The sequence below is a fragment of the Planosporangium flavigriseum genome, from assembly GCF_011947225.1.
Taxonomy (GTDB): Bacteria; Actinomycetota; Actinomycetes; order Mycobacteriales; family Micromonosporaceae; genus Planosporangium; species Planosporangium flavigriseum.
This window is the reverse complement of record NZ_JAATVW010000004.1, coordinates 199,762-223,877: the sequence shown is the minus strand read 5'-3', so window position 1 is coordinate 223,877 and position 24,116 is coordinate 199,762. Positions and strand designations below refer to the sequence as shown.

The 24,116-nt window shown below is 67.8% G+C and carries 22 protein-coding genes and 2 tRNA genes; 12 read left to right on the top strand and 12 right to left on the bottom strand.

From position 1 onward, the window contains the following. Nucleotides 1-323: 323 nt before the first annotated feature. From rsmG to rpmH, 6 genes are all read right to left on the bottom strand, one after another. Nucleotides 324-1,067 (bottom strand): 16S rRNA (guanine(527)-N(7))-methyltransferase RsmG, encoded by a 744-nt coding sequence (gene rsmG / locus HC028_RS08125; protein ID WP_239075258.1) that lies wholly within the window; start codon nucleotides 1,065-1,067, stop codon nucleotides 324-326. Between the two features lie 228 nt (nucleotides 1,068-1,295). Continuing rightward, nucleotides 1,296-1,880 (bottom strand): Jag family protein, encoded by a 585-nt coding sequence (locus HC028_RS08120; RefSeq protein ID WP_168074742.1) that lies wholly within the window; start codon nucleotides 1,878-1,880, stop codon nucleotides 1,296-1,298. 157 nt (nucleotides 1,881-2,037) lie between these two features. Further along, the gene (gene yidC / locus HC028_RS08115) at nucleotides 2,038-2,991 is read right to left on the bottom strand and encodes a membrane protein insertase YidC (RefSeq protein ID WP_168075154.1); all 954 of its coding nucleotides are present in this window, start codon (nucleotides 2,989-2,991) and stop codon (nucleotides 2,038-2,040) included. Between the two features lie 20 nt (nucleotides 2,992-3,011). Continuing rightward, nucleotides 3,012-3,287 (bottom strand): membrane protein insertion efficiency factor YidD, encoded by a 276-nt coding sequence (gene yidD / locus HC028_RS08110; RefSeq protein WP_168074740.1) that lies wholly within the window; start codon nucleotides 3,285-3,287, stop codon nucleotides 3,012-3,014. Continuing rightward, nucleotides 3,284-3,709 carry a ribonuclease P protein component gene (rnpA, locus tag HC028_RS08105; RefSeq protein ID WP_168074738.1) on the bottom strand — a complete coding sequence of 142 codons (426 nt, stop codon included), beginning with the start codon at nucleotides 3,707-3,709 and terminating at the stop codon, nucleotides 3,284-3,286. The genes yidD and rnpA overlap by 4 nt, the downstream gene beginning before the upstream one ends. A 29-nt stretch (nucleotides 3,710-3,738) precedes the next feature. Beyond that, nucleotides 3,739-3,876: a 50S ribosomal protein L34 gene (gene rpmH / locus HC028_RS08100; RefSeq protein WP_168074736.1), complete on the bottom strand. Its 138-nt coding sequence runs from the start codon at nucleotides 3,874-3,876 to the stop codon at nucleotides 3,739-3,741. Between the two features lie 492 nt (nucleotides 3,877-4,368). Here rpmH and dnaA point away from each other — a divergent pair, with 492 nt between their 5' ends. The 6 genes from dnaA to HC028_RS08070 all read left to right on the top strand — a co-directional run bounded on the left by dnaA (nucleotide 4,369) and on the right by HC028_RS08070 (nucleotide 12,287). Next, the gene (gene dnaA, locus HC028_RS08095; protein WP_205861226.1) at nucleotides 4,369-6,048 is read left to right on the top strand and encodes a chromosomal replication initiator protein DnaA; all 1,680 of its coding nucleotides are present in this window, start codon (nucleotides 4,369-4,371) and stop codon (nucleotides 6,046-6,048) included. A gap of 530 nt (nucleotides 6,049-6,578) precedes the next feature. Continuing rightward, nucleotides 6,579-7,709 (top strand): DNA polymerase III subunit beta, encoded by a 1,131-nt coding sequence (gene dnaN / locus HC028_RS08090; protein ID WP_168074727.1) that lies wholly within the window; start codon nucleotides 6,579-6,581, stop codon nucleotides 7,707-7,709. A 60-nt stretch (nucleotides 7,710-7,769) separates the two neighbouring features. Further along, a complete protein-coding gene (gnd, locus tag HC028_RS08085) occupies nucleotides 7,770-8,642 on the top strand; it encodes a phosphogluconate dehydrogenase (NAD(+)-dependent, decarboxylating) (RefSeq protein WP_168074719.1) in 873 nt (290 codons plus the stop codon). After that, a complete protein-coding gene (gene recF / locus HC028_RS08080) occupies nucleotides 8,643-9,779 on the top strand; it encodes a DNA replication/repair protein RecF (protein WP_168074710.1) in 1,137 nt (378 codons plus the stop codon). Further along, a complete protein-coding gene (locus HC028_RS08075; RefSeq protein WP_239075259.1) occupies nucleotides 9,769-10,356 on the top strand; it encodes a DciA family protein in 588 nt (195 codons plus the stop codon). Before recF ends, HC028_RS08075 begins: the two co-directional genes overlap by 11 nt. Next, nucleotides 10,353-12,287, top strand: coding sequence for a hypothetical protein (locus tag HC028_RS08070; protein WP_168074698.1), 1,935 nt, complete (start codon nucleotides 10,353-10,355; stop codon nucleotides 12,285-12,287). Before HC028_RS08075 ends, HC028_RS08070 begins: the two co-directional genes overlap by 4 nt. 30 nt (nucleotides 12,288-12,317) lie before the next feature. Here the strand turns inward: HC028_RS08070 and HC028_RS08065 are convergent, their stop codons facing one another. After that, a complete protein-coding gene (locus tag HC028_RS08065) occupies nucleotides 12,318-12,875 on the bottom strand; it encodes a hypothetical protein (RefSeq protein ID WP_168075152.1) in 558 nt (185 codons plus the stop codon). A 532-nt stretch (nucleotides 12,876-13,407) separates the two neighbouring features. Here HC028_RS08065 and gyrB point away from each other — a divergent pair. From gyrB to HC028_RS08040, 6 genes are all read left to right on the top strand, one after another. After that, nucleotides 13,408-15,363: a DNA topoisomerase (ATP-hydrolyzing) subunit B gene (gene gyrB, locus HC028_RS08060; RefSeq protein ID WP_168074696.1), complete on the top strand. Its 1,956-nt coding sequence runs from the start codon at nucleotides 13,408-13,410 to the stop codon at nucleotides 15,361-15,363. Nucleotides 15,364-15,532: 169 nt separating this feature from the next. Next, nucleotides 15,533-18,025 (top strand): DNA gyrase subunit A, encoded by a 2,493-nt coding sequence (gyrA, locus tag HC028_RS08055; protein ID WP_168075150.1) that lies wholly within the window; start codon nucleotides 15,533-15,535, stop codon nucleotides 18,023-18,025. A 3-nt stretch (nucleotides 18,026-18,028) separates the two neighbouring features. After that, nucleotides 18,029-18,937 carry a DUF3566 domain-containing protein gene (locus HC028_RS08050; protein ID WP_168074694.1) on the top strand — a complete coding sequence of 303 codons (909 nt, stop codon included), beginning with the start codon at nucleotides 18,029-18,031 and terminating at the stop codon, nucleotides 18,935-18,937. A gap of 121 nt (nucleotides 18,938-19,058) precedes the next feature. After that, a tRNA-Ile gene (locus HC028_RS08045) sits at nucleotides 19,059-19,132 on the top strand. 1 nt (nucleotide 19,133) lies between these two features. After that, complete coding sequence (locus tag HC028_RS27460; RefSeq protein WP_239075260.1) at nucleotides 19,134-19,262, top strand: DLW-39 family protein; 129 nt, start codon at nucleotides 19,134-19,136, stop codon at nucleotides 19,260-19,262. Nucleotides 19,263-19,333: 71 nt separating this feature from the next. Beyond that, a tRNA-Ala gene (locus HC028_RS08040) sits at nucleotides 19,334-19,409 on the top strand. Nucleotides 19,410-19,863: 454 nt separating this feature from the next. Here the strand turns inward: HC028_RS08040 and HC028_RS08035 are convergent. Genes HC028_RS08035 through rfbB form a run of 5 tightly spaced genes read right to left on the bottom strand, consistent with a single transcriptional unit; the run spans nucleotide 19,864 to nucleotide 24,076 of the window. Beyond that, the gene (locus HC028_RS08035) at nucleotides 19,864-21,159 is read right to left on the bottom strand and encodes a lipopolysaccharide biosynthesis protein (RefSeq protein WP_203981139.1); all 1,296 of its coding nucleotides are present in this window, start codon (nucleotides 21,157-21,159) and stop codon (nucleotides 19,864-19,866) included. Further along, a complete protein-coding gene (locus tag HC028_RS08030; RefSeq protein ID WP_168074692.1) occupies nucleotides 21,156-21,857 on the bottom strand; it encodes a glycosyltransferase family 2 protein in 702 nt (233 codons plus the stop codon). The genes HC028_RS08035 and HC028_RS08030 overlap by 4 nt, the downstream gene beginning before the upstream one ends. Then, a complete protein-coding gene (locus tag HC028_RS08025) occupies nucleotides 21,844-22,209 on the bottom strand; it encodes a DUF2304 domain-containing protein (RefSeq protein ID WP_168074690.1) in 366 nt (121 codons plus the stop codon). Before HC028_RS08025 ends, HC028_RS08030 begins: the two co-directional genes overlap by 14 nt. Further along, a complete protein-coding gene (rfbD, locus tag HC028_RS08020) occupies nucleotides 22,206-23,060 on the bottom strand; it encodes a dTDP-4-dehydrorhamnose reductase (protein ID WP_168075148.1) in 855 nt (284 codons plus the stop codon). Before rfbD ends, HC028_RS08025 begins: the two co-directional genes overlap by 4 nt. A 32-nt stretch (nucleotides 23,061-23,092) precedes the next feature. Then, nucleotides 23,093-24,076 carry a dTDP-glucose 4,6-dehydratase gene (rfbB, locus tag HC028_RS08015; protein ID WP_168074688.1) on the bottom strand — a complete coding sequence of 328 codons (984 nt, stop codon included), beginning with the start codon at nucleotides 24,074-24,076 and terminating at the stop codon, nucleotides 23,093-23,095. Nucleotides 24,077-24,116: the final 40 nt, after the last annotated feature.

Below are 24,116 nucleotides of genomic sequence, written 5' to 3'. Positions count from 1 at the left end.
GCCAGCGTGCGCAGCCGGATCATCCCGGCGACGTGGAGGTCTTCGACGGTCAGCCGGGCCAGCGTGGTCGCGGCCCGGTACGCCAGCTGGTGGGCGGTGTCGGCGCGCAGGCGGGCGACCCGGGCATGGATGCGGGTGAAGCGTCCTTTCGCTTTGCGGCGGCCGATCGACCACGACGGCCAGGCGGAATCGGACCGAGTCTCCGGCTGATCCGAGCGACCGTGTAAAGCGACTCGTGGACGCGGCTGTCAAGCATCAGGCGGGAGCCGTCCGTTACCGCTCCGGCCAGGCGGCCAGGCGGCACGACCGCGGCGCCTCAGGGCTTAGCGTCGAGGCGCCCGCGATCCAGAACGCGGCCGCGCCGATCGAGCCGACCCTGCCTTCTTGGACCCCGACTTCGTGGATGCCGGCAGAACCTCCCGCTCCCGTACCACCTCGACGACGGTCGTCGGCTCGGGCAGCAGGTCCGCACCGCAGACGCGAATCACCGGCTCGCCGCCACCAACCCGGGCGATCGCCTCGCGATGCGCCTCAACCTCGTCGGCCGCCGTAGCGCCCTTGAGGGCCAGCACCCGCCCACCTACGCGGGCAAGGGGCAGGCACCAGGCGGCCAGCCGGTCCAAGGGGGCCACCGCCCGCGCCGTGACCACGTCGGCCGCGGGAAGCGTTCCTACGGCGTCTTCGGCCCTTACCCGTGCCACAGTCACGTTGTCGAGCCCCAGATCGGAGACCACTTCCGACAGAAAGGCCGTACGCCGGGCGAGCGGTTCGACCAGAGTGACCGACAGATCGGGACGAGCCACAGCCAGGACAAGACCGGGCAGACCAGCTCCGGACCCTACGTCCACGACGGAAGCATCGGACTCTATCAATTCGCCAAGCGCCGCACAGTTCAGAAGATGGCGATCCCAGATCCGTTCGGCCTCCCTGGGACCGATCAGGCCGCGCACGACACCGTCGGTCGCCAGACGTTGGGCGTACTCCGTCGCGAGCGCCAGGCGCTCGCCGAAGATCGCCGTCGCCGCCTGGGCCAGATGGGGCGGTGGGCTGAACGACGAGCCGGTCACAAGGGCCTCCAGATCGATCAGAAACGGTGGACACTGCCCCGGGTACACCAGGACCCGTAACGGCCCGCAGCGGGCGCTACGGCGGTCGGGCGGCCAGGGCTGATCAACAGCTCACCGGGACAACGAGTACACCGGTTGCGCAATCACCCAGACCGCGGGCAGTCGAGGCAAAAACGACGGCGCCGCGCACTGCCCCGTGCGCGGCGCCGTCGGTCGTACCTGTTGTCGTCAACTCGCGGGGCGTACCACGATCCGCCGGGCCGGCTCGACCCCTTCGGACTCGCTCTCTACCCCGGGGAGCACGTTGATCACGTCGTGGACGCACTTTCGCTCGAAGGCGCTCATCGGCTCCAGCTTGATGGCCTCGCCGTACTCCTTGACCTTCTCCGCGGCGTTCTTCGCCACGGCGGCCAACTCCTTGCGGCGGTTGGCGCGGTAGCCGCCGACATCGAGCAGCAGCCGGCTCGGCTTGCCGGTCTGGCGGAATACCGCAAGGCGGGTCAGTTCCTGTAGCGCCTCGAGGGTCGCGCCCCGCTGGCCAACGAGCGACTGGAGACGGCCACCGACGACCTCCACGACCGGTCGACCGGTCTGGATCACTTCGTCGATGTCGCCGTCGTAGTCGAGGATGTCGAGCAGGCCCTCCACGTAGTCCGCGGCGATCTCGCTCTCCCGGAACAGATCCTTGTTGTCGGGGGTCGGGCGCACCTCGTCACCGGTAGCGGCCGCGCTCTCGGTGGCTTTCGGCGAGGTGACGGTCGCGTCGGCAGACGCGGTCGACTCGGGAACGGAAGAGGTACTCGTATCGGTCACAGGTCATCTCCGGATGATCAGGGTGCCCGGAGGCACCGCTACATGACGTCTGTACGGGGGGCGGATGCCGCGAGTAGGGAGCGCCGCGCCGCTGACCGCAACTCACGCAGCACTGTCGTGCCGCGCCGTGTGGTCAACTCCGGCTGCCTCGACCCACCTACCGCTTGGCCGCACCACCCTTCTTCGGGTTGACGGGCTTGGCTCCGACCTTGGGGGCCAGCGCCCGGCTGTCCACCGCCTTGGTGGCGCTACCGTCCTTGGCACCGCTCTTGGCGCCCTTGGCGTCGGCCTTGGCCTTCTGCGGCGCCGGGGTGCCGTTCGGGGTCAGCGGCGGGAACTTGCGCAGCACCCACATCTGCTGGCCGAGCGAGAAGATGTTCTGCGTGACCCAGTAGATGACCACACCGATCGGGAACATGTAGCCCGAAATGAGCAGCGAGAACGGGACGCCGTAGAGCATCAGCTTCTGCACCATCCGCTGCTGCGGGTCCTCGGCCCAGCCGGTCTTGAGGATCATCTGCCGGCTGGTGAAGTACGTCGTCACGATCATGGTCGCGATCAGGATCGCGGCGACGATCTTGACGGTGGTGCCGCTGGCGCCGAGCAGGGAGAGCTCGTGCGACGACGACCGGAAGCTTGCCGCGATCGGCGCGCCGAACAGCTTGGCGTGCGAGGCGCTCTCGAACTGACCCGCGGTCCAGCCGTACAGCGTCCGCAGGTGCTCCGGCATGGTCGGCTTGAGGTGGCGCAGTACGTGGAACAGCCCGAGGAAGACCGGGACCTGGAGGAACATGGGCAGGCAGCCCATGAGCGGGTTGGCCTTCTCCTCGCGGTAGAGCTTCATCAGCTCCTGCTGCAAGGTCTCCCGGTCGCCCTTGTGCTTCTCCTGCAGCGCCTTGACCTTCGGCTGCAGCGCCTGCATGGCCCGCTGGGACTTGATCTGCTTCACGAAGATCGGGAAGAGGATCGCCCGGACGGTGATTACCAGGAAGATGATGCCGAGCACCCACGACCAGTTGGTCGCCAGCCAGCTGGCGTCGCCCACCACCTTGTGCCAGGCGGCGTGCCAGAACAGCAGGATCGCCGAGATGGCCTCGTAGATCACTGCCATGAGTGGGCTGAAGAGCTTGCTCACTGCACGGCTCCAGTCGGTTCGTCGAGAGAGGTTCGAGGGCAGCGCTTGCCGGAAGGCGGCGGCACCGGGTCATATCCACCGGGGTGGAAAGGGTGGCAGCGCAACAGCCGCCGGATGGTCAGGTAGACGCCGCGCAGAGCGCCGTGGGTCGTCACCGCCTCCAGCCCGTAGGCACTGCAGGACGGGTAGAACCGGCACCGCGCCGGCAGCGCCGGGCTTATCCAACGACGGTACGCGATAATGGGCAGCGCAACGAGTCGGCCCGGGGTCATGTGCCCTCCCGGCGGGAGCGGCGCGGCCGACGGTTGCGCGCCGACAGGAGCGCGGCGTCGAGATCGGCAGCCAGCTCCACAAATGTTCGTTCCGCCGCCCCGGGTAGCGCCCGCACCACAACAGTAGCGCCTGGTGGCAGGGCCGCCAGGCGCTCGCGGATCAAATGCCGCAGCCGTCGGCGCACCTTGTTTCTGACGACCGCCTTGCCCACGGTCTTGGGTACGACAAAACCGGCGCGCACCGAGAAATCGGCTCTCTCGGTGGGCGCCGGTGCTATGTCGCTGCGAGCTCCCGTCGCGCTGGGCGCGTCATCCGGGACGTCGAAGTGAACGACCACGGCGCCCCGGCCCGCTCTGCGGCCCGTGCGGATCGTGGCAGCGAAATCCTCGCGCCGCCTCAGTCGCTGCGCGGCTGACAGCACGACACGCCCTAGGGCTAGCGGCCCGGGACTCAGGCCGCGAGGCGAGCGCGGCCCCTGCCGCGGCGCGCCGAGATGATCGCGCGACCGGCACGGGTGCGCATGCGCAGGCGGAAACCGTGGGTCTTCGCGCGCCGGCGGTTGTTCGGCTGGAAGGTGCGCTTGCTCACGTCAGGCTCCGTCTTCGTATGCTTCGGGGGCGACCTGCGCCCGGCGATTCAAGGGTTGGTGCCGCTGTCAAGGCAGACACGCTGTCGCGCCAGCTTACCAGCGACCGGCGCTTAGCCGTTCCAGGGTACCCGCGGCGTGCACATGCGCCAGTGTCCCTGCTCAGATAACCCGCCGCCACCCTTGAAGCGGAGACCACAGCCATGTGGACAGCGGTTGAGAGGTTGTGGACAACGCTGTTAGCGTGCCGCGTTACGGTGCACACGGCGCGCCGAAGGCGATGACCGCCCCGGGACGACAACAGAGAAACCGGTGGCGCGTTCATTCGTTGGGGCCGCGCGGAGCAGCACTGATCCAAAAATCGCAGCGTTGCGTTCGATTTAGGACGCACCGTCGGCGGCGGGTCACTCGTTGATACACAGGCTGTGGACAACCTGTGGAAAATGAGAGCGGTCGTCGGTGTCGGGGGGACGCGGCGTGAACCGCAACGAGCGATGGGGGTGGCGCTGGTGTCGAACACGGGCGACCTGAGCACCGTGTGGGCTTCGGCGACCGAGGAGCTCGCTGACGAGATCGTCTCGCCTCAGCAACGGGCGTATCTGCGACTGACCCGCCTGCGGGCGATCGTCGAGGACATCGCTCTGCTCTCGGTGCCGGACGCGCACACCCAGGACGTGATCGAGTCGCGGCTGCGGCCCGCGATCACCCAGGCGCTGTCTCGGCGCCTCGGCCGCGCGATTCAGGTGGCCGTGACGGTCCGGCCGCCGGACGACGGCACTGCGGGGTCACCCGGCGTACCCACACCGCTCCCGGCGATGCCCGGCCCCCCGCCCGCGCCGCCCGTTGGCCCCTCGGCACCCATGCTGCCGTCCGTACCGGTGACGCCCGTCCTGCCCACCCGCGACCACGCACCGCACCCCGGCCATGCCGACCGGCTCTTTGACGACTCCCCGGCACCGTCCGCGTCGGACTGGGGTGCTGCGGTCCCGGCGAGGATGGCCGACCACCGTTCCAACGACGGCGCGGCGTCGGGTCGGCGGCCCGCCGACATCCGCGACGAGATGCCACAGCCCGCCAGGCCCGGTACCGGACGCGGCACCGGACGCGGCGATCGGAACTCCCCGGGCAGCAGTTCAGATAATCCGGGCAACCGCCTCAACCCCAAGTACACGTTCGAGACGTTCGTCATCGGCTCGTCCAACCGGTTCGCGCACGCCGCCTCCGTCGCCGTGGCTGAGTCCCCGGCCAAGGCGTACAACCCACTGTTTATCTACGGACACTCCGGGTTGGGTAAAACCCACCTCCTGCACGCGATCGGGCACTACGCCCAGACCCTCGGCAACGCCCGGTCCGTGCGGTACGTGTCGACCGAAGAGTTCACCAACGACTTCATCAACTCGCTGCGCGACGACAAGACCAGCGCATTCCAGCGCCGCTACCGGGACGTCGACATCCTCTTGATCGACGACATCCAGTTCCTGGAGAACCGCGAGCGTACGCAGGAGGAGTTCTTCCACACCTTCAACACGCTCCACAACGCCAACAAGCAGATCGTGATCACCTCCGACCGGTCGCCACGGCAGCTGGCCACGCTGGAGGACCGGCTGCGGACCCGGTTCGAGTGGGGCCTGCTCGCCGACATCCAGCCCCCGGATCTGGAGACCCGGATCGCGATCCTGCAGAAGAAGGCGGCCCAGGAGCGACTGTTCGCCCCGCCGGACGTCCTCGAGTTCATCGCCTCCCGCGTCTCGTCCTCGATCCGCGAATTGGAAGGCGCTCTGATCCGGGTCACCGCCTTCGCCAACCTGACCCGCTCGCACGTGGAGCTGTCGCTGGCCGAAGAGGTGCTCCGGGACTTCATTCCGGACGGCTCTGGGCCTGAGATCACCGCAGACCAGATCATGGTGTCGAGCGCCGAGTACTTCGGCGTGAGCATGGAGGACCTCAAGGGGCACTCCCGCTCGCGGGTTCTGGTCAACGCCCGGCAGGTCGCCATGTACCTGTGCCGCGAACTGACCGATCTCTCCCTGCCCCGCATCGGGCAGGCCTTCGGCGGCCGCGACCACACCACGGTCATGCACGCCGACCGCAAGATCCGCCAGCAGATGGCGGAGCGCCGCTCGCTGTACAACCAGATCGCCGAGCTGACCAACCGCATCAAGCAGATGTCGTAGGACCGGTCGACACCCTCACTCGCACCGAACGGCGGGCCCTGACTAGGGCCCGCCGTTCACTATTTAGGCGTACCTACAACGCACACCCTGTGGATAACGCCTGGGGACAACCCTGTGGATGTCCCCCCAAGCATGTGGAAGCACTACGATCAGTGATCACGTCGTAACTAGATTAGGTGCCTCGACCTGCGGAAAACCTTTGGGATTACCAGTGGATATCCGGTGGACGAGATGTGGACGACCGTGGACAACAATCCCGGCGACGGGATCTGTGGACGAAGATCCACCGGATACCCACAGGATGTCAACGTACCCATATGTCGATCACGCAGGCAAAACGGCCGCAGTCCACAGAACCCACAGCCCCTATGACGATGACGAGTTTTATCTCTTAAAAAAAGAAAAACCAATCATCAGCGTGGGGACAAAACCAAGTCGAGTGGATCAGCGGGGTCGGCGCACGAAGGTCAACCTCTGCCACTAAGGTTCCGTAGGCACAACACAGACTTGTCGACGCAGGAGGCAGCGCGATGAAGTTTCGAGTCGAGCGCGACGCGCTGGCTGACGCCGTTGCCTGGACAGCCAAGAGCCTGCCCAGCCGGCCCTCGGTGCCGGTACTCGCCGGCGTACTCATGCGCGTAAGCAACGGCAACCTGCAGGTCTCCGGATTCGACTACGAGGTCTCCAGCCAGGTGACGCTGGAAGTGCAGGCCGACGCCGACGGCGCTGCGCTGGTCTCCGGACGCCTTCTCGCTGAGATCACTAAGGCGCTGCCGAGCAAGCCGGTCGAGGTCGCAGCGGTCGGTTCCCACGTCGAGATCACCTGCGGCAGCGCCCGGTTCACACTGCCGACGATGCCGGTCGAGGACTACCCGAGCCTGCCCCAGATGCCCGAGAGCGCCGGCACCGTCGACGCCAAGGCGTTCGCGGAAGCCGTCTCCCAGGTCGCGATCGCCGCCGGGCGCGATGACACGCTGCCGATCCTCACCGGCGTCCGGATGGAGATCGAGGGCAACACGCTCGCGCTGCTGGCGACCGACCGGTACCGGCTGGCCGTCCGTGAGATCGAGTGGAACGCCGACGATCCCGACATGAGCATGGCTGCCCTGGTGCCGGCCAAGACCCTGAATGACACCGCCAAGACGCTGGGGCCGCTCGGCGGTCAGGTGACCGTCGCCCTGGCTCGTGGCGGCGTGGGCGAGGGCATGATCGGCTTCGCCGGTGGCACCCGGCGGACGACCTCCCGCCTGCTCGACGGAGACTTCCCCAAAGTGCGCTCGCTGCGCCCGGACACCCACAGCGCCCAGGCCCGAGTTTCGGTGGCGGCGCTCGCCGAGGTCGTCAAGCGCGTCTCGCTCGTCGCCGAGCGCGCCACCCCCGTACGGCTGCGCTTCAGCGAGGACGGGCTGGTCATCGAGGCCGGTGGCACCGAAGACGCACGGGCGAGTGAAGCGATGGACTGCGCGTTCACCGGTGAACCGCTGACGATCGCGTTCAACCACCAGTACCTGCTGGATGGGCTCAACGCCCTCAACAGCCCGTTCGCCGTGTTCTCGTTCACCGACCCCAAGAAGCCGGCCATCATCGTGCCGGCTAGCGAGGATGGCGAGATCTCATCGGGGTACTGGTACCTCATCATGCCCGTGCGTATCGGCGGCTGACGGAACTCGCAACTGGTCGCTCCGCGTTCGGGGCGGCGACGATCCACCCTGGGAGAAGTCATGCAACTCGGTCTCGTCGGTCTCGGCCGCATGGGCGGCAACATGCGCGAACGGCTTCGCCGTGCCGGGCATGAGGTCGTCGGCTACGCCCACGACCCCAAGGTCTCCGACGTCGCGAGCATCCAGGAGCTGGTCGGCAAGCTGGCGGCGCCGCGCGTGGTCTGGGTGATGGTGCCGGCCGACGTGACCGACTCGGTGATCGAAGAGCTGGCCGGTGTCATGGCGCAAGGCGACATCATCATCGACGGCGGGAACTCACGGTTCAGCAATGACAAGCCGCGCGCTGAGCGCCTGGGCAAGCGCGGGATCGGGTACGTCGACTGCGGGGTTTCCGGCGGCGTCTGGGGCATCGAGTACGGGTACGGGCTCATGGTCGGCGGCGCCGACGAGCATGTTCAGCGCTGCATGCCGATCTTCGAAGCGCTCAAGCCCGAGGGCCCGTACGGCTTCGTGCACGCCGGCGGCGTCGGTGCCGGGCACTACGCGAAGATGGTGCACAACGGCATCGAGTACGGCCTGATGCACGCGTACGCCGAGGGCTACGAACTGATGCGCGCCTCGGAGTACATCGACGACGTGCCCGGCGTGATTAAGTCCTGGCGTGAGGGCACCGTCGTCAAGTCGTGGCTGCTCGACCTGCTCGACCGGGCGCTGGAAGAGGATCCCGAGCTGGCCGGCGTCCGCGGGTACGCTGAGGACACCGGCGAGGGACGCTGGACGGTCGAGGAGGCTATCCGCCTCGCGGTGCCGCTGAACGTGATCGCGGACTCGCTGTTCGCCCGGTTCGCGTCCCGTCAGGAGGACTCGCCGGCGATGAAGGCGGTCGCCGCGCTGCGGTTCCAGTTCGGTGGCCACGCGGTCAAGAAGGACTAGGTGTACGTACGCCACCTCGAGCTGGTTGACTTCCGGAACTACCCGCGCGTCAACGTCGACCTGGAGCCCGGTGCCTGTGTGCTTGTCGGCCGCAACGGCCAGGGCAAGACGAACCTCGTGGAAGCGCTCGGGTACGTGGCGACGCTCGGCAGCCACCGGGTCGCCACCGACGCGCCGCTGGTACGGGTGGGCGCCCAGCGGGCGGTGGTCCGGACCGCGGTCGTCCACGACGCCCGGGAGCTGTTGATCGAGCTGCAGATCGAGCCGGGCAAGGCGAACAAGGCCCGACTCGGCCGTTCACCCCTGACCCGCGTGCGCGACGTGCTGGGTGCGCTGCGCATGGTGCTGTTCGCCCCGGAGGACCTGTCGCTGGTCCGCGGAGACCCGAGTGAGCGCCGTCGGTACCTCGACGAGTTGCTCACCCTGCGGCAGCCGCGCTACGCCGGAGTGCGCGGCGACTACGACCGGGTCCTGAAGCAGCGCAACGCACTCCTACGTACCTCGTACCTGGCGAAGCGGGCCGGCGGCGCGCGCGGCGACCTGTCGACGCTCGACGTCTGGGACGTCCATCTGGCCCGGTACGGTGCCGAACTGCTGGTCGGCCGGCTGGAACTGTGCGCCGGCCTCGCGCCGCTGGTCGCGAAGGCGTACGACGCGGTGAGCGCCGGCAAGGGGACCGCGAACATGATCTACTCCCCGTCCTGGGACGAAGCCATCCCAGCCCTCCCGCTGACGATCGAGGCTCTGGAGGAGCGGCTGCGCGAGGCGCTGCGCGCCTCCCGGACGGCCGAGGTGGAGCGCGGAGTCACGCTGGTCGGACCGCACCGCGACGACATCACCCTGATGCTCGGCGAGGTTCCGGCCAAGGGGTACGCCAGCCACGGCGAATCATGGTCGTACGCGCTCGCGCTGCGGCTGGCGGCGTACGATCTTCTCCGCGCTGAGGGCATGGAGCCTGTGCTCGCGCTCGACGACGTCTTCGCCGAACTCGACGTCGGTCGCCGCGAGCGCCTGGCTACGCTGGTCGCTGACGCCAGCCAGACGTTGGTGACCTGTGCCGTCGAGGCGGATGTGCCGGCCGCGCTGCGCGGGACACGGTACGAGGTCGGGAACGCGGAGGTGCGCCGTGTCGGATGACCCTGATCAGCCACCGCCGCCCGGCGGGTCAGGCGGCCAGCCAGGCGCTGGCGGATCAGGCGGCGCTGAGCCCACCGGTCCGGAGCTGGCTAGAGCCGCGCTCGAGGCGGCACGGGTGCGACGGGAGGCGGCCCGTCCGGCCCGGCGCCGAAGCTCGGACCGGAACACCGGGGAGGACGGCGGGCGCCGACTGCGCGGGTACTCCGGCCCCGGCCCCGATCCGCGTGATCCACAGCCCCTCGCCTCCGTACTGGGGCGGCTGGTCAAAGCGCGGGGCTGGCAGCGACCGACCGCTGAGGCGGCAGTGTTCGGCTCCTGGGAGAAGGTCGTCGGCGCCGACGTTGCCAGCCACTGCCGTCCGGTGAAGCTCGAGAACGGCGAACTGACAGTCGAAGCGCAGTCCACCGCCTGGGCCACGCAGCTGCGGCTGCTCGCCGGGAAGTTGCTGGTCCGGATCGCCGGCGAGGTGGGCAACGGGGTCGTGACCAAGCTGCACATCCACGGTCCGTCGGCGCCCTCGTGGAGCAGCGGCCCCAGGCGGGTACGCGGGCGCGGCCCCCGGGACACGTACGGATGATGTTGGGCGCTCTGTTCCCCGCTGCGACCCTGCTCCTCTCCGGTTACGCGCTACGCCCGGCCGGCGCCACGTTTGGGCCCCGGCGGCTGGCCGCTGTACGGGCGGCTGTGGCGGTGGGAGCGTTCGCGACCGTGGGCGTCGAGGTCCTGTCGGCCGTTGACGCGGTCACGACCGGCCCGGTGGTTGGACTGTGGCTGACCGGGTTAGCCGCTTCGGCGGTACTCGCGCTGTTACGTCGCCGGCGGGACGTCGCTGGCGGCCGGGGGAGCGGCATCCGGGACGGCATCGTCGCGCTGTGGCGGGGGGCTTCGCCGGTCGAGCGGCTGCTCGGTGTCGCGCTGGCGGGCCTCGTGCTCGCCGAGCTCGTCGTGGCGCTGGTCAGCCCGCCCAACAACTACGACTCGTACCACTACCACCTGCCGAGGGTCGAGCACTGGGTGGCGCAGGGCAACGTGGCGCTGTACCCGACGTTCGCGAAGCACCAGGTGGCGAATCCGCCGGGTGGGGAGTACCTGCTGCTGCACCTTCGCCTGCTCACCGGCGGAGACGGGCTCTACAACCTGCTGCAGTGGGCGGCGGCGCTCGGCTGTGCGCTGGCGGTGTCCCGGATAGCCGCGCAGCTGGGCGCCGGGCGGCTCGGTCAACTGCTGGCCGCGGCCACGGTTGTGGGTGCGCCGATGGTGGTGCTGGAGGCGACCAGTACGCAGAACGACCTGGTCGTGGCGGCGTGGCTGGCGTGCGCCGCGACTCTCGTGGTCGATGAGCTGAGCCGGCGTAGCCCGGCGACGGCCGTCCTGGGCATCGGGGCCGCGGCGGGGCTGGTGGTCGTGACGAAGCCGACCGGCTGGCTCGCGCTCGGGCCGGTCCTGCTGCTGTGGGGGCTCGCGCAGGTGCGCCAGCGGGCGCTGGTACGCGCGGCGGTGGGCACAATCGCGATCATCGCGGTGATCGGGGTCCTCGCCGGTCCGTACCTTTCCCGGGTCAACGCGGGGTTCGGCAGCCCGCTGGGGCCTCCGGAGCAGAGCGGCAATCACACGCTGCAACGCCACGATCCGCTGTCGGTACTGGTCAACGCTCTGCGGATCGGCTCGTCGACGCTGCTCGTACCGGTGCCGCAGATCAACCAGGCGGTCGCGGACGGGATCATCGGCTTCGCGCGCGCCATCGGGGTGGACCCGCAGGACCCGGCGACCACCATGTACGCGTACCCGAGCCTGCGAGCGTTCCCCGACGAGGACCGGTCACCGTATCCGGTGCAGTCGGCGCTGGTCCTGATCGCGACGTTCGGAGCGCTCCTGGCGAGGCGGGTGCCGGGTCGAGTCAGGGCGTACGCGCTGACCGTGCTCGGGGCCCTGAGCACGTACGCCGCGGTCCTGAAATGGCAGCCGTGGGGTAACCGGCTCGTCGGTGGGGCCCTGATCCTCGGTGCGCCGCTCGTCGGCTGGGCGCTGTCGGCGATTCTGGCCCGTCGCCATGCGCTTCTGCGTCCGGTGATCGCGGGGACCGTCGCCGTGGTGGTCGCCGGCGGGACACTCCATGGCTACTACGCCGTCGCGCTCGGGGCGCCCCGGCCGCTCGTCGGTGAACATTCGGTGCTGCTACGCGATGAGTGGGACCTGCGTTTCGCGCGGATGCCCGGGCACCTGGCCGGCTACGAGTGGGGCGCGGCGAAGGTACGCGCTGCCGGTGCCCGCCGGGTTGGCATCGTGCTCATCGCTGACCAGTGGGAGTACCCCTGGTGGGTCATGCTGCCCGGCACCGACCTGGTGTCGTTGCAGAGCGTCCTGCCGCACCAGCCGGCCCCACCGAGTACCTCCGTCGACGCGATCCTGTGCGCGGCGCCGCAGGACGTGTGCCGGACGTTCGTTCCGGCCGGATGGCGTTTCGAGACGATCGACGGGTGGTTCGGGTTCGCGGCGCCGGGCCGATAGCGGCCGCGCGCTGTCGCGGGATGTCCTGGATCAGTAGTCGGCGTAGACGGCGAAGCCGCGGTCGGCGCAGCGGCGGTAGAAGCCGGCAAGGATCTGTAGCTCGGTGCGGGTGAAGCTCCACTGCGGCGGCTCGCCGGACTCGTCGCGCAGCGCGTTGAGGCGGTTATCCAGCCAGCTGAGCTGCTGCTCGGCCAGGCGGGAGCCCTCCAGCGCCGCCCTGAGCACGGAGCTCACGCTGTCGAAGGTCACTTCTTCCCCGAAGTCGAGGTGGCCGTCGACGAACCGTTCCAGGCCGCCAGCGATCCACGCGCATCCGTCGGGGTCGATCACCGGATCCTCGTCCTCGGCGGCCGCCTCTGTGGCGTAGAGCACATCCTTCAGTCCGAGCAGGAGGTCGACAAGCTCGGTGTACCCGGTGGCGCGCACCGTGCCGGTCTTGGCGATGTGGTCGGCGAGCGCCGCGGCCGGCCCGGGAATGTCCGGGACCCTGTCGATCAGGTCGCCGAAGTCGACGAACTCGGCCGGCGCGACCGGATCATAGAAGCGGCCGGTACGCGGCCACTGCACCGCGACGTTGTCCAGCCCCATTCCCTGATCACCTCCGCTGAGCGCGGTACGCATCCCCGCGCGCGGGAACATACGGCACTGTGGATGGTTCGCGCGACCCTCTGGCTGGGAATTAATGTCACGGCTTCCGACGTTTACCTATAAAGGTGGACGGAAGACGCCGTCCGTGTGCATCGCTCCCGTTGACGGAAACCGATATTTTGGGTGGCTCGTAGGAGTGCACGGTGCCATGTTCCCCCCGGAGTGCATAGGGGGAGTCGCGGAAACCGTGTTCGGGCCGCTACGGCGATTTCAGCCGCTAGGAAACGCGGCCGGAGCCTAAAAGTGTCGTTCTCGACGGGTAAGATTTGAACGAAGGCTTCAGCCGACAACGGAGGCTTCAGCCGACAGAGCAATCCGCGCGCACGCCGCGGTGGTCGGTACGCCAAGATCCGCCAGGACCGCTCAGTCATGCGGCGACGGATCTTCGCGTGCTGATCAGGCGGCGTGCGCGCATGACCCCCGCCTGCGGGGCGACTGACTGGTCGCCCCTCGGGCGAGAAAGCGAACGAGGGTGGCAGCGCCGAACCAACAACAGGACAACTACACCGCGGCGTCACTGACCGCACTCGAGGGCCTGGAGGCCGTCCGTAAGCGGCCGGGTATGTACATCGGCTCGACCGGTGAGCGCGGTCTGCACCACCTCGTGTGGGAGGTCGTGGACAACTCCGTTGACGAGGCGCTGGCCGGCTACTGCGACACCATCGAGGTGAGCGTGCTCCCCGACGGTGGCATTCGAGTGGTCGACAACGGCCGTGGAATTCCGGTCGACATCCACCCAAAGACCAAGAAGTCGGGCGTCGAGATGGCGCTGACCATGCTGCATGCCGGCGGCAAGTTCGACGGCAAGGCGTACGCGGTCTCCGGCGGTCTGCACGGCGTCGGTATCTCGGTGGTCAACGCGTTGTCGACCGGCGTCGACGTCGAGGTGAAGAAGGCCGGCCACCTGTGGCGGCAGAACTTCCGTAACTCCAAGCCGGTCGGTCCGCTGGAGCAGGTGGAGCCGACCGAGGGCAACGGCACGACGGTGACGTTCTGGGCGGACCCGGCCATCTTTGAGACGACCGAGTACAAGTTCGAGACGATCTACCGCCGCCTGCAGGAGATGGCCTTCCTCAACCGCGGCCTGACGATCGTGCTGCGCGACGAGCGCCCGACCGAGGGCGACGGTGCGCCCAAGGAAGTCACCTTCTGCTACAAGGAAGGCATCGCCGACTTCGTCCGGCACCTCAACCAGACCAAGACCCCCATCCACAAGTCCGTGGTGCAGTTCGCCGCCGACGGCGAGGGGATCTCCGTAGAGATCGCCATGCAGTGGAACGAGTCGTACGGCGAGAGCGTCTACACGTTCGCCAACACGATCAACACGCACGAGGGCGGCACCCATGAGGAGGGCTTCCGGGCGGCGCTGACCACCGTCGTCAACAAGTACGGAGCCGACAAGAAGCTGCTCAAGGGCAACGACGACAAGCTCTCGGGTGAGGACATCCGTGAGGGCCTGGCGGCGATCATCTCGGTCAAGCTGGCCAACCCGCAGTTCGAGGGCCAGACCAAGACCAAACTGGGCAACACCGAAGCCAAGAGCTTCGTGCAGAAGGTCTGCAACGAGTGGCTGGTCGACTGGTTCGACCGCAACCCGGCCGAAGCTAAGATGATCATCACCAAGGCTTCCCAGGCTGCCCGCGCCCGTATCGCGGCTCAGCAGGCCCGCAAGCTGGCCCGACGGAAGTCGCTGCTGGAGTCCGGCTCGATGCCGGGCAAGCTGGCCGACTGCCAGTCGACCGATCCGCGAGTGTGCGAGCTGTTCATCGTCGAGGGTGACTCGGCCGGTGGCTCGGCCAAGCAGGGCCGCGACCCGAAGGTCCAGGCGATCCTGCCGATCCGGGGCAAGATCCTCAATGTCGAGAAGGCCCGCATCGATCGCGTTCTCAAGAACAACGAGGTGCAGGCCCTGATCACGGCGCTCGGTACCGGCATTCACGAAGATTTCGACATCGAGAAGCTGCGCTACCACAAGATCATCCTGATGGCTGACGCCGACGTCGACGGCCAGCACATCCAGACGCTGCTGCTGACCCTGCTGTTCCGGTATATGCGGCCACTGGTCGAGCTGGGCCACGTCTACCTCGCCGCTCCGCCGCTCTACAAGATCAAGTGGAACAAGCGGGGCGACGACGCCCAGTACGCGTACTCCGACCGGGAGCGCGACGGCCTCATCGTGCTGCGCCAGCAGACCAAGCCCAACGCGAAGCCGGACGACATCCAGCGATTCAAGGGTCTGGGTGAGATGAACTACCCGGAGCTGTGGGAGACCACGATGAACCCGGCCACCCGCACCCTGCGCCAGGTCACGCTGGACGACGCGGCGACCGCTGACGAGCTGTTCAGCGTGCTCATGGGCGAGGACGTGGAGGCGCGGCGCAACTTCATCCAGCGCAACGCCAAAGACGTTCGCTTCCTGGACATCTGACGCCTGGACGCGCCCGGCGATGGCCACTTCCGGCCGGAACAGCCGGGCGCGTCCACATCGTCCACAGGCTTATCCACAGACAGTCCGGCTTATCCACACAGGATGAGCCGAGCGTTCAACAAGTAAGGAATGACGCGTGACGCAGAGTACGGGTCCGAACGGCGAGGACCTGAACCCCGGGGTTGACGGCCCCGAAGGGGCAGTCGGGCTGCACGGCCGTATCGAACCGATCGGCATCGAGGTCGAGATGCAGCGCTCGTACCTCGACTACGCGATGAGCGTTATCGTCAGTCGCGCACTGCCTGATGTCCGCGACGGCCTCAAGCCCGTCCACCGCAAGATTCTGTACGCCATGTACGACTCGGGTTACCGGCCCGAGCGCGGGTACGTGAAGTGCTCCCGGGTCGTCGGCGATGTGATGGGTCAGTACCACCCGCACGGTGACTCATCCATCTACGACGCGCTGGTCCGGATGGCCCAGCCGTGGTCGCTGCGCTACCCACTGGTCGACGGCAACGGCAACTTCGGCTCGCCGGGTAACGACCCGCCGGCCGCCATGCGGTACACCGAGTCGAAGCTCGACCCGCTGGCCATGGAGATGCTGCGGGACATCGACGAGGACACCGTCGACTTCGTACCCAACTACGACGGCCGGGCGCAGGAGCCGACGATCCTGCCCTCGCGTATCCCCAACCTGCTCGTCAACGGGGCGAGCGGTATCGCGGTCGGCATGGCCACCAGCATCCCGCCGCACAATCTGCGCGAGGTCGCGCAGGCGGTGCAGTGGTGCCTGGACAACCCGGAAGTGGACGAGGCGACGACCCTCGACGAGCTGATCAAGATCGTCAAGGGCCCGGACTTCCCGACCTCCGGCCTGATCGTCGGCCAGTCGGCGATCGAAGAGGCGTACCGGACCGGGCGTGGCTCGATCCGCATGCGCGCGGTGATCGACGTTGACGAGGACAGCCGGGGACGTACCCAGCTGGTCGTCACCGAGCTGCCGTACCAGGTAAACCCGGACAACCTGGCTGAGCGGATCGCCGAGCTGGTCAAGGAGGGCAAGCTCACCGGCATTGCCGACATCCGGGACGAGTCATCCGGCCGCACGGGTATGCGCCTGGTGATCGTGCTCAAGCGCGACGCGGTGGCCAAGGTCGTGCTGAACAACCTGTACAAGCACACCCAGCTGCAGGAGACGTTCGGCGCGAACATGCTCGCGCTGGTCGACGGCGTGCCGCGCACGCTCAACCTCGCGCAGTTCGTCCGCTACTACGTGGCGCACCAGATCGAGGTCATCGTCCGGCGCACCCGTTACCGGCTGCGCAAGGCCGAGGAGCGGGCGCACATCCTGCGCGGTCTGGTCAAGGCGCTCGACGCGCTCGACGAGGTCATCGCGTTGATCCGGCGTTCGCCCACTGTGGAACAGGCCCGCAACGGCCTCATCGACCTGCTGCAGATCGACGAGGTCCAGGCGACTGCGATCCTCGACATGCAGCTGCGCCGGCTCGCGGCTCTGGAGCGTCAGAAGATCATCGACGAGTTGGCGAAGATCGAGATCGAGATCGCCGACCTGATGGACATCCTCGCAAAGCCGGAGCGGCAGCGGCAGATCGTCTCCGATGAACTGGCGGCCATCGTCGAGAAGTGGGGCGACGACCGGCGTACCAAGATCGTCCCGTTCGAGGGTGAGGTCTCGATGGAGGACCTCATCGCCCGCGAGGACGTGGTCGTCACCATCACCCGGACGGGTTACGCCAAGCGGACCAAGACCGACCTGTACCGCTCGCAGAAGCGAGGCGGCAAGGGGGTCAACGGCGCCGGCCTGCGCCAGGACGACATCGTCAGCCACTTCTTCGTGACCTCCACGCATGACTGGATCCTGTTCTTCACGAACAAGGGCCGGGTGTACCGGGCCAAGGCGTACGAGCTTCCCGAAGCTGCCCGCACCGCTCGGGGCCAGCACGTCGCCAACCTGCTCGCCTTCCAGCCGGACGAGGAGATCACCCAGGTCATCCAGATCCAGAACTACCAGGTGGCCCCCTACCTGGTGCTCGCGACCAAGAACGGGCTCGTCAAAAAGACCCGTCTTGAGGAGTTCGATTCCAACCGTTCCGGTGGCATCATCGCGATCAACCTGCGCGAAGATGACGAACTGGTCAGTGCGGCGCTGGTCGCGCCGGCCGAGGATCTTCTCCTGGTCAGCAAGCAGGCGCAGGCGATCCGGTTCAACGCCAACGACGACGCGCTCCGCCCGATGGGACGCGCCACGTCCGGCGTGATCGGGATGCGTTTTGCGGATGGCGACGAGTTGCTTGCTATGGAAGTCGTGCGGGAGGGTATGGACGTGCTGGTCGCGACGGACGGCGGCTATGCAAAGCGCACACCGATTGAGGAGTATCCGGTCCAAGGACGCGGGGGGAAGGGCGTCCTCACAGCTAAAATCACGTCTCGCCGCGGGGGCTTGGTGGGTGCGGTCGTCATTAGTCCGGACGACGAGTTGTTCGCCATCACCTCTAACGGTGGGGTGATCCGAACTCCGGTGGAGCCTGTACGCCGGACGCGGGATCGGAACACAATGGGGGTCAAGCTGATGGACCTGCCGGATGGCGTGGCCCTCGTCGCGATTGCTCGCAACGCTGACGAGCCGGACGAACAGGAATAATTAATGACGGAAACCCAGGCGAAGTCGGGAACGGCTGGGCCGGCCGCGAAGTCGGCAGACGCTGAATCCGAAGCCCTAGACGACCAGGACAGGACGGGCGACGACGAGACTGGGGGCGCTGTGGTGGGTCGCGCGACGGTGCCCGGTGACAAGCCTGAGGCGAAGAAACCCGAGGGGAAGAAGTCTGACCAGCGGGGATCGGCCAAGGCGGCCGCGACCGGCGCCGATTCCGTGCCCAAGTTCACGCGGGCGCCGGGCATGGCGCCACCGCCCGATTCCCTCCCGCCGTCCCAGTCGTCCTCAGACGAGGAGAGCGACGCCTCCGCGGAGGGGAAGCCGGCCGACCCGACCCTGGTCGGGGCCGGTTCCCCCGCCGTGGCCCGGGCGAGTGTCCGCGGCGCTGCCGCGGTCGCTCGCGGACTCGTGACGCAGCCAATCAAGATCGGTGGTCGATCCGGTGGTTCGGGGCCCAGTGGCCCCGGCGGCCGGTTCAGTAACGCGATCCGTAGTGCCCGGACAACCGTCACCGCAGCGGCCAGCCGGGGTCCCCGTCGGGCCCGGCTTTACCTCAAGCGCGTCGACCCGTGGTCGGTCATGAAGTTCTCGTTCGCGGTGTCGTTCGTGCTGTTCATCGTCGGTGTCGTCGCGACCGCTGTGCTGTACATGGCACTTGATGCCATGGGCGTGGTCGGTAGCGTCAACAAGGCGCTCAGCGAGATGGTCGGCGCCACCGGTGGTGACGCGAAGAACACCTTCAAGATCACGGCCAAGGGGGTCATCGTCGGTACCGGGCTGCTCGGTCTGGTCAACGTCGTGCTCTTTACGGCCCTCGCGACGCTCAGCGCGTTCATCTACAACGTCTGCTCGGACCTTGTAGGCGGAATTGAGCTGACGCTGGCCGAGAAGGAATGAGATCCTTGGGTACGCCGCGCCACCGGCTCGAATCAGGTGCGGCGTACCCGGTTTGGGATCCGGTAGTCGGATGCGGTAACCTTGCTCGTCGCCGCTGCGAGGGATCGCAGCGTTGGAGTGCGGGGCTATAGCTCAGTCGGTTAGAGCGCAGAGCTGATAACTCTGAGGTCGCTGGTTCGATTCCAGCTAGCCCCACATGGTGAAGAAGCTGATCGTCCTCGCTGGTGTTCTCGGTGTCGCCGTAGTCATCGCGAAGAAGGTCCGGTCCGCTAACGAGGAGCGGGCGCTCTGGCACGAGGCCACGACGGCGCCCGACCTCCGGTAATTCTTTGCCGTCCCCGGCTGCCGTCGGCTCGGCGGCACCCTGATAATGGACCCGGTACCGCGGGCGTACCCGGGGGCGTAGCTCAACTGGCAGAGCACCGCCTTTGCAAGGCGGGGGTTAGGGGTTCGAGTCCCCTCGCTTCCACCATCACTGGCCTCTGACCAGGCATTCTCTCTTCTTCGATATCGTCGGGCACAGATCCGGCACAACTCGGCGTTGATCTTGTTTCTCAGCGGGTCGACCCGGTGCGTCAGCCGTCTCCCTGACGGCGCCAACCTGTATCGAAGCCACACCAGAGGCTAACCTCGCATGCTTACGTGCTGGGAGAGACCGCAACGCGGCCGCGCCGATGAACGCGAGCGGGTACCAGCCGACCGGCAGGCCCCAGCGTCGGCGTCGGCGGACTTCAGCTGTCTTAGCCGACCTGACTCGGGATGATGCGGCGCTGGTCCTGCTCCTCACCGACATCCCACCGCGTCATCAACGACACCGAGGTGCCGTCCGGCCAACGGAGGCTCTTCTCGATACGACGGAAGCCGCTGCCTAGATGGTCGAGTGTCCGAAGGTGTCCGGCACTGTTCGAAGACGTCCGGTCAGCCGATCAGTCCGCGTCTCGCGCGCCCGCGGCGGCGGGTTCACGCTCCGCTGCTACCGCCGGTGCGCTGCGGGACCAGGCGAACGGCACCAGTACCGGAATCACCGCGAACGACCCGATCGCGAAGGCCAACTCCACCCGGAGCCGGATGTCACCGGGGCCGAGAGTGATCGCGACGAGTACCGCGGTGCCCACCAACCAGCCGAGCGTCTGCGCCGCGTGCCGGCCCCGTGCCACGACGGCCGGCCCGACCACGCTCGCCACCATGTAGGCCAAGGTTCCTGCGGCGAGCCAGGCGAAGCCGGCCCGTCCCAACACGTCTGTCTGGCCGAACAACAGCTTGACGAGCCATGGGCCGAGCGCGACGGCGGGGATGCCACCGGCAAGTCCCAGGAGCGACACGACCCCGATCGACCGTACGAAAAGGCGGCGGAACGTGGGAATGTCACCGGAGGCGATCGCGCGGGTGAGGGCGGGGAGCAGGGACGCCTGCAGCGACGCGAATACGAACAGTGGCACCCGGGCGAGCACCAAGGCGTTCAGAAGCGATCCCGCGAAGGCCTTGTCTCCTGGCGAGAGCAGCTTCACGTTGATGACACCAATGTTGACGATCACCTGCATCAACAGGTTGGAGGCGACGAGCAGGCTGAGGCCCTGGCACAGCATCCGCAGCGCGGCAGGCGGGCCGGGCTGCAGGTCACGCAGGACTCCAGGCAGTGTCAGCACCACCGAAACGAGTGGCGCGATGGCCAGGATCAGCGCGTACGCGAGCGGTGAGCGTACGCCGGCGAGGCCCATTCCAGCGGCGAGCGTGATCCGCAGGCCGCCGTCGATCGCCAACTGCGTGCCGTACCAGCCGAACCGGCCGAGCCCGGACAACACGCCGCGGGTCAGATAACCGGCGGCGAGCCCGGCGAACGCGCCGCACAGCGCAATCACCATCGACCGGTCGCCTTCGAAGAGGCGACCGGCCAGCGGTCCCGCCGCGAGCCCGAGCGCCGCGAGGAGCAGCGCGAGCAGGCCGCCAGCCAGTAGGCCGGCGGTCCGCAGTACCGGCGCGACCCCGACGCCGGCGACCGAACGGGCCGCGACCAGGCGAGAGACCTCCTGCTCAACCGGCAGGAACAGGCCGATGCCGATCGAGAAGACCAGCGCCCACAGCACCCCGACCGCGGAGTAGTCGACGGGGTTCAGGGCGCGGCTGGCGACCGCTAGATGGACGTAGGACGCGGCACCGAGGACAGCGAGTCCACAGCCGACGATGAGCGTGCCGGCCGGAACCGCCTGTAGTAGCCGTTTCACTTGCGTACTAGCGCGAGCAGTAGCGTGATCATGGAGCGGAACAGATAGACCGCCGCCTTGACCGGCGATGCGCTCGGGGTACCGGCCATCCGGGCGCGCATCGCCACCGGTACCTGTCTCACGGTGTAGCCGTGCCGGATGGCCCACACCGCGGTGTCGATGGTGTCGCCGAGGTACTCCACTGGTAGCCAGCGGGCATACCCGGCGATCAACGGCCGCCCGCAGGCCCGGAATCCCGACGTGGTGTCGGTCAGCTTCGTACCCGCCATCTTGCTGAGCACGAACGACAGCAATGACATCGCCCACCAACGCGGGCCCCGGGCGCTGTAGCTGCCTTCACCGGCGAACCGGGCACCGATCACCAGGTCGGCTTCGTCCAGGGCGGCAACGAGGGCGGAAACGTTGCGTGGGTCGTGCTGACCGTCCGCGTCGACTTGGACCGCGATGTCGTACTGGTGTCTGAGGGCGTACAGGTAACCGAGTCGCCGCGCGCCACCGACCCCCAGGTTGTACGGGAGGACGGTGACCGTCGCGCCGGCCGCGCGAGCGACCTCGGCGGTGTCGTCGGTGGAGCCGTCGTCGACCACCAGGACGTCGTAGGCCGGCAATTCGGCCCGAACCTCGGCGATGACCTTGCCGATAGTCTCGCCCTCGTTGTACGCCGGAATGATGACCAGGACGCGCTTATCGCTGGTCATTGCTGATCTCCCTGGAATCCAGCTCGGCGAGCCGGGTACGGACGAGGGCGATTTCCTCGGCGAGCGTGCGGGTCTCTTCTTCGAGGCGGCTGACCTCCCAGCTGAGGTGGGTGCAGATCAGCAGGAGGAGGAGCACGGCGAGGAAAAGTACAAGGCTGGCACCGGAGGCGACTCCGATCAGCCCGGCGACGGCGTCGAGGCCGCGGGGGAACACAGCCAGGGGAACCACGCTGAGCCCGACTGCGATCCACAGCACGGCGTACTTCTCACGCAGTTGGCGTCGCCGCAACAGTTCGAAGATGACCACCAATAACAGGAGGCCCACGATGACGGTGAGGACGGTTAGCTTCATGCGGCGGCCTTCCGCAACGCGACGAACCCAGGTTGGTTGAGCGCATCAGCGAGCGTTTCCTGCCAGGGTGCCATGGAAGCCAGACCTGCCCTTGTCCAAGCGGTGTGACTCAGGACGCTGTAACTCGGACGGGTTGCCGGCCGCGGGAAACGGTCGCTGGTGATCGGCCGGACCCGGTCCGGGTCGAGACCGCTGAGAGCGTAAACCGTCCGTGCGAGTTCGTGCCAGGTGGCCTCACCGGCAGCGGTGCCGTGGTAGATGCCTGGGGCGGCGCGCCCGTTCAGCGCGGCCCGGCCAAGGGCCATCAGCTGTGTTGCCAGCGCGCGGGTCCAGGTTGGTTGGCCGCGCTGATCGTTGACGACGTCCACGGTGTCCCGCTCAGCCGCGAGCCGCAGCATCGTGGCGACGAAGTTGCGCCCGTGCTCGCCGTACAGCCAGGCCGTGCGAACGATGTAGCCGGTGTCCGGCAGGGTGGACAGGACTGCCCGCTCACCGACCAGCTTGCCGCGGCCGTACGCGTTGACCGGGCCCGTCGGGGCATCCTCGGCGTACGGCTCGGTCGCGTCGCCGGGCAGCACGTAGTCCGTGGACACGCTGATGAGCCTGGCGCCGCGGGTGGCGCACGCGGCGGCCAGGTGGCCGACGGCAACCCCGTTGATGAGCGTGGCACGGTCCTCATCCGTCTCGGCACCGTCCACGTCGGTGTACGCCGCGGAGTTCACCACCACGTCGTACCCGGCCACCGCGTCCTTCAGCGCCTCGGCATCGGTGATGTCGAGCGCTGCCCGATTGGCCCCAGTGACGTCTTCACCCGCTTGGCGTAGGACCGACACCAGGTCGACACCGAGCATGCCGCCGGCGCCGGTGACCAGCCAGCGTGTGCTCACAATCCAGCCTTCTCCCGCAGCGGTTCCCACCAGGACCGATTCTCGACGTACCAGCGGACGGTGTCGGCCAGGCCGGTCTCGAAGGGCACCCGTGGCTGGTAGCCCAGTTCCTTCGAGATCTTGGTGATGTCCACCGAGTACCGCCGGTCGTGGGCCTTGCGGTCCTCGACGTAGTCGACCCGCTCCCAGCCGACCCCGCAAGCATCCAGGAGCAGGCCGGTCAGCTCCTTGTTGGTCAGTTCCGTACCGCCGCCGATGTTGTACACCTCGCCCGCTCGGCCGCGGGTGAGGGCGAGGGCGATGCCGTGGCAGTGGTCGTCGACGTGCAGCCAGTCACGGATGTTGCCGCCGTCACCGTACAGCGGAACGTTGCGCCCGTCGATCAGGTTGGTGACGAACAGCGGGATGACCTTCTCGGGGAACTGGTACGGCCCGTAGTTGTTCGAGCAGCGGGTGACGACGACGTCCAAGTGGTGGGTGCGGCTGTAGGCCAGCGCGAGCAGGTCGGAGGAGGCCTTGGATGCCGAGTACGGGGAGTTGGGAGCCAGGGGCCAGTCTTCGGACCACGAACCGGATTCGATCGAGCCGTACACCTCGTCGGTCGACACGTGGAGGAACCGGCCGGTGCGGTGCCGTACTGCCGCGTCCAACAACGTCTGGGTTCCCAACACGTTGGTGACCACGAAGGGCTTGGCGCCGGCGATCGAACGATCGACATGCGACTCCGCTGCGAAGTGCACGATCGCGTCGTGACCGGGCACGAGCTCGTCGACGAGGGCTTCGTCACAGATATCGCCCTCGACGAAAGTCAGGCCGGGATGGGAGGCGACCGGGTCCAGGTTCGCGCGGTTGCCGGAGTACGTGAGCTTGTCGAGAACGGTCACCGAGGCGTCGCTGATCCCATCGCGCTCGCCCTGGAGGACCGACCGAACGAAGTGGGACCCGATGAAGCCGGCGCCGCCTGTGACGAGGATTCTCATGAGTACCGGACTATAGCGCTCTGTCAGTAGACACGCGCCG